Here is a 4,793-nt window from a genome sequence, read left to right as displayed (position 1 = left end):
CACACACACCCTGATGGCCGAGCCCGCACCGCGGGCCCGGCCATCGCCGACCGGAGGCGCTACGCCATCTCGCCAGCGGTGATCGCCTCGGCCTCGACGCGCTCCGGCTCGACCCCGTCGTCGACGCGCCGCAGCACCTTCGTGGTGAGGACGACGACCAGGAACGCGACGGCCACGGAGATGCCGGCGAAGACGTACGCGGCGCTCGGCGAGTACGCGTCGGCGAGGAGCGTCGCGACCGGCGGGGCGATGGCGCCACCGATGAAGCGGACGGCCGAGTAGGCGCTGGAGGCGACGGAGCGCGGGAGGTCGGTCGCCTCCATGACGCACTCGGTGAGCACCGTGTTGAGGACACCGAGCACGAGTCCGCCGATGACGACGCAGACGATCAGTCCGGCCTGGGACCGCACGACGACGGCCGCGGCGAACAGGTCGAGTGCGAGCAGGGGCAGCGCGAGCTTGAGGACGCTGGTCCGACGCATCCGCGCGGTGAGCATCGGCGCGACCCACACCGAGGTGATCGCGAGGCCGACACCCCAGCCGAAGAACGTGAAGCCGATGCCGAGTGCGCCGAACCCGAGCGGGAACGGCGTGTAGGCGAGGAGCACGAAGAACCCGATGTTGTAGAACAGTGCGGTCGCGGCGAGGGCGGCCAGCGCCGGTCGACCCAGCGCGAGGAACGGTGCGGAGAGCTTGGTCGGCGTGGGCTTCTCGAGCGTGCCGGTCTTCAGCAGCACCACGATCGCGATGAACGCGACGGCCATCAGGGTGGTGACGCCGAAGAACGGGCCACGCCAGCTGACGGAGCCGAGCAGACCCCCGACCAGGGGGCCGACCGCGATGCCGAGGCCGAGCGCGGCCTCGTAGAGGATGATCGCCGACGCGGTCCCACCCGATGCCGCACCGACGATGGTGGCGAGTGCGGTCGAGATGAAGAGCGCGTTGCCGAGACCTCAGCCGGCGCGGAAGCCGATGATCGTCCAGACGTCGTTCGACACGGCGGCGAGCACTGAGAACAGCACGATCAGGGCGAGCCCGATCATCAGGGTCTTCTTCGCGCCGATCCGGCTGGACACCCAGCTGGTGAAGAACATCGCGACACCGGTGACGGCGAGGTAGCTCGTGAAGAGCAGTTCCGTCTGCGCGGGTGTGGCCTGCAGCGACTCGGCGATCGCGGGGAGGATCGGGTCGACGAGGCCGATGCCCATGAAGGCGACGACGCAGGCGAAAGCGATCGCCCACACCGCCGACGACTGCTTCAGGATCGAACCGGACTGTCCGGCGGGTGCGTGCGCGTTCACGCGGTGGTCTCCGTTCTGGTCCTCGCTGCGATGAGGGCCGATGCGTCGTGCAGGATGTCCCAGTCGTCGTCGGTGAGGTCCTCGAAGAGGGGCCCGACGGTCCTGGTGAGTGCGGCTCGCCACGCGACGAGTCGTTCGCGTCCGATGTCGGTGATCTCGATGCGCTGCCCACGCGAGTCGTCGGGGTCGACGGTGCGCGAGACGAGCCCGTCGGCCGTCATGCCGGCGACCAGGCGGGTCATGGTCGGTTGCGACACCCGCGAGGCCCGGGCGAGTTCGCCGAGCCGGAGTGCGTCGTCGGCCTCGAGGATGCCGAGGGTCCGCCAGACGGCGGTGGACGTGGTGTGGCCGGTGGCCTGGAGCGCGGACCGGATGAGCCGGTTGACGGAGACGAGGAGCGTCTCGATGGTCTGTTCCCGCGCTTGTTCCACGGTGGAACTATATAGCGTTGCTATGGATCCGGCAAGGAGGCCCGGCACACCTCCGCCAGGACACGGACCTCCGCCCTCCGGTCACGATGCGCTGGACGGCGGTGCCCCCTGCCCTGGTAGAAGGGAGACATGACCGACATCACCATCCACGAGGGCGACGAGTTCACCGCCATCTTCCACGAGGGCCCCTTCGACGGGACCACGGACACCCGCACCGCCACGAGCGACGCGCTGGACGACGAGGTGACGGTGTTCGCGGACGTCGAGGGCCTGCAGACTGCCTTCACCTACAAGGCCACCGGCTCCCGCCAGGTCCTCGACCAGATCTCGGTCGACTACACGTTCGCGCCCGACCAGTCCGACCCGGTCGACGACCTGCAGGACCGCGGCGACCGCTCCGGCGAGTTCGACCGCGAGTAGCAGCCACTGAAAGTGCCCCCGGTCGTCCTCGACGATCGGGGCACTGTCGTTCAGGCACTGTCGGTCGAGCGGCAAGGTCGTCCGATCGGGAGTGTCCCGGTCGCAGTCGTCGTTGCACCACACCATGCAGGTCGATCTCTGGACGTCCGCGTTCTGCGCGCCGTGTGCCGCCGCCCGTCGGGTCGTCGGTGACGCCGCCCGACTCGTGCCGGGTCTCGTCGTCACCGAACGGGACATCGCGAACGACCCCGAGCACGTCGAAGAGCTCGGCATCCGGTCGACCCCGACCGTCCTGGTGCGTCGCGACGACGGCACCGAGGTCTTCCGCTCAGCGGGCGTCCCGACCCGTGACCAGTTCCTCGTCGCGGTCGCGAAGGCGCTCGACTGACACCGGTGCGACGATCGGCGTCGAGGCCGGCCGCATCACGCGTCGGACCTGTCGTACGGATCGCTTGACGGCCCGGATCGGCGTCCCGATGAGCGCCGCCACCCGGCCGATCGCCGACCGGTCGTGGTCGCCGAGTGCGCTCCGACGCTCCCACGCCCGCCGCAGCGCACCACCCCGACTGCGCCGGGCAGCGGGCCGGTCGACCAGGCTGCCGGCGTCCCGGAGGCGCATGAGCTCCTCGGCACGGTCCGCCCAGTCGTCGTCAGCTGCCGTGTGGAAGTAGTTGTCCGCCATCCACTCCGGACGGACCCTCCCGAAGCGACCGTGCACCAGGTCGTCAGCCGTGCCCTCGAGCCCGCTGTCGACGAACACCTCGTTGATGAGCGACCGTGAGGTGCCGAAGTCCGTCAGCGTCAACGCGGGCACACCCCGGGCAGCGGCTTCGAGGACCGCCGTCGAGCTGATCGTCACGAGCGCCACGGCCCGGTCGAGGTGCAGCGACATCGGCCCGGCCTCGACCACGAGGTTCGACGGCGCATCGGCCGGCAGCAGATCGGCGTACGGGAAGGTCTCGCGGTGCGTCTGCTGCTCGCCGGCGGCCGCGCGGGTCTTCACCACGACGCGCCACTCCGGGTGGGCCCGTGCCGTGTCGGCGAGCCAGGTGATGACGCGACGGCGGTCCTCCTCCTCCGCGGGCACGCTCGGCTGTGCGGCGAACACCACGGAGTCGCGCACCACCCCGGCGCGCGGGGCTCCCGCCGATTGGGCGAAGGGCAGCGTCGCGAGCGCGAAGGACGGCTCGACACCGCTGGCGGTCGCCAGGCTCCGGTACTCGCGGACCTCGCGGTGGCTGTGCAGCACGAACAGGTCGGCGCGCGCCCGCAGGAACACGCCCTTCCACTTCGCCGGGAACGAGATGCCCGGCAGCCCGCTCACCAAGACCGGCCGCCGCGGGACCGAGCGCAGGACCTGGTCCATGAGCACCTCCGCAACGGGGCCGATGCAGGACACCAGGACCGCGTCCGGCGGGTCGGCCTGGAGGCGCGCCACCACGTCGTCCACGCTCAGCGGCTCGGGAGGTGCGAGGTCGATCGGTCCCAGACGGGCATCGACGTCACGGAACGCCGCCCGCAGCTGGGCCGGACTCGCCGACCGTGGCGTCGCCACCGTCAGCAGTTCCAGCGACCAGTGCGCCGGTGCCGCCGAGAGGAGGTGGGCGCCCCACTTCGCGAACGAGTCCGTGTCGACCAGGCCGACCACCCGTCGGCAGCGAGGCGGCGTGCCGGCGGGGTGGCGTGCCTCCCGGCCGGCAGTCCCCGCGTCGTCGTTCGCCGCAGCGCTCACGCACCCACCCGACGGAGCTTGGCGAGGGGCGCCTGCTCGCCGGGGAAGATGCGCTTGACGCCGTCGCCCATCGACGTCTCGATGATGCGGATGTCGCGCACCAGCGTGCGGAGACCGTGCGGCTCGAGCGATGCGGCGTGGTCCGAGCCCCACATCGTGCGGTCGAGGGTGATGTGCCGCTCGACGGCCGTGGCGCCGAGTGCGACGGCCGCCAGGGAGATCTGCAGGCCCGGCTCGTGACCGGAGTAGCCGACCGGCACGCCCGCGTAGGCGTAGCGGGTGGCGAGGGTCTCGATCATGCGGAGGTTCGCCTCCTCCGGGGGGAGCGGGTACGTCGAGGTGGCGTGCAGGAGCACGAGCCGCTCGGTGCCGAGGGTCGAGACGGCGCGGTCGATCTGCTCCATCGTCGACATGCCGGTCGAGAGGATCACGGGCTTGCCGGTCGCGGCGACGGCGGCGAGCATGCCGAGGTCCGTCACCGACGCCGAGGCGATCTTGTAGGCGACGACGTTGAGGTCCTCGAGGAAGGCGACCGACGGCTCATCCCACGGCGACGCGAACCAGTCCAGCCCGCGGAGGGTCGCGTGGTCACCGATCTCGATGTACTGGTCGCGGTCGAACTCGACGCGGTAGCGGTAGTCCAGGTAGGTCATGTCGCCCCAGGGGGTGCTGCGCGGCATCGACTTCATGTGCTCGGGCGTCGAGATCTCCGGCGTCCGCTTCTGGAACTTGACGGCCTGCATGCCGGCGTCGGCGGCGACGTCGATGAGCTGCTTGGCGATCTCGACGTCGCCGTTGTGGTTCAGGCCGATCTCGCCGATGAGGTAGGCGGGGTTGCCCGCGCCGATGGTGGAGAGGCCGATGCGGACGCTCATGGTGCTCCGTTCTCCGCGGCGGAGGTCCGCGCGG

5 protein-coding genes and 1 pseudogene are annotated in these 4,793 nt (G+C 70.8%); 2 read left to right on the top strand and 4 right to left on the bottom strand.

Going from position 1 to position 4,793, the window contains the following annotated elements; translation table 11 throughout:
- Nucleotides 1-59: 59 nt before the first annotated feature.
- Nucleotides 60-1,301, bottom strand: a pseudogene (locus tag QL987_RS16625) (MFS transporter).
- Nucleotides 1,298-1,732, bottom strand: a complete 435-nt coding sequence (locus QL987_RS16620; RefSeq protein WP_290158758.1) for a MarR family transcriptional regulator — start codon at nucleotides 1,730-1,732, stop codon at nucleotides 1,298-1,300. Before QL987_RS16620 ends, QL987_RS16625 begins: the two are co-directional and overlap by 4 nt.
- A gap of 129 nt (nucleotides 1,733-1,861) precedes the next feature.
- Between QL987_RS16620 and QL987_RS16615 the strand changes: the two genes are divergently transcribed.
- On the top strand, nucleotides 1,862-2,152 hold the full coding sequence (locus QL987_RS16615) for a hypothetical protein (RefSeq protein WP_111075934.1): 291 nt from the start codon (nucleotides 1,862-1,864) through the stop codon (nucleotides 2,150-2,152).
- A 124-nt stretch (nucleotides 2,153-2,276) separates the two neighbouring features.
- The gene (locus tag QL987_RS16610; protein WP_290158757.1) at nucleotides 2,277-2,540 is read left to right on the top strand and encodes a thioredoxin family protein; all 264 of its coding nucleotides are present in this window, start codon (nucleotides 2,277-2,279) and stop codon (nucleotides 2,538-2,540) included.
- On the opposite strand, the gene QL987_RS16605 is transcribed toward QL987_RS16610, so the two are convergent.
- A complete protein-coding gene (locus QL987_RS16605) occupies nucleotides 2,481-3,884 on the bottom strand; it encodes a DUF6716 putative glycosyltransferase (protein WP_290158756.1) in 1,404 nt (467 codons plus the stop codon). The genes QL987_RS16610 and QL987_RS16605 overlap by 60 nt on opposite strands.
- Nucleotides 3,881-4,759, bottom strand: coding sequence for an N-acetylneuraminate synthase family protein (locus QL987_RS16600; protein ID WP_290158759.1), 879 nt, complete (start codon nucleotides 4,757-4,759; stop codon nucleotides 3,881-3,883). Before QL987_RS16600 ends, QL987_RS16605 begins: the two co-directional genes overlap by 4 nt.
- Nucleotides 4,760-4,793: the final 34 nt, after the last annotated feature.

Source organism: Curtobacterium sp. APC 4022 (genome assembly GCF_030407555.1).
GTDB lineage: Bacteria > Actinomycetota > Actinomycetes > Actinomycetales > Microbacteriaceae > Curtobacterium.
This window is presented reverse-complemented; position numbering and strand designations above follow the sequence as displayed.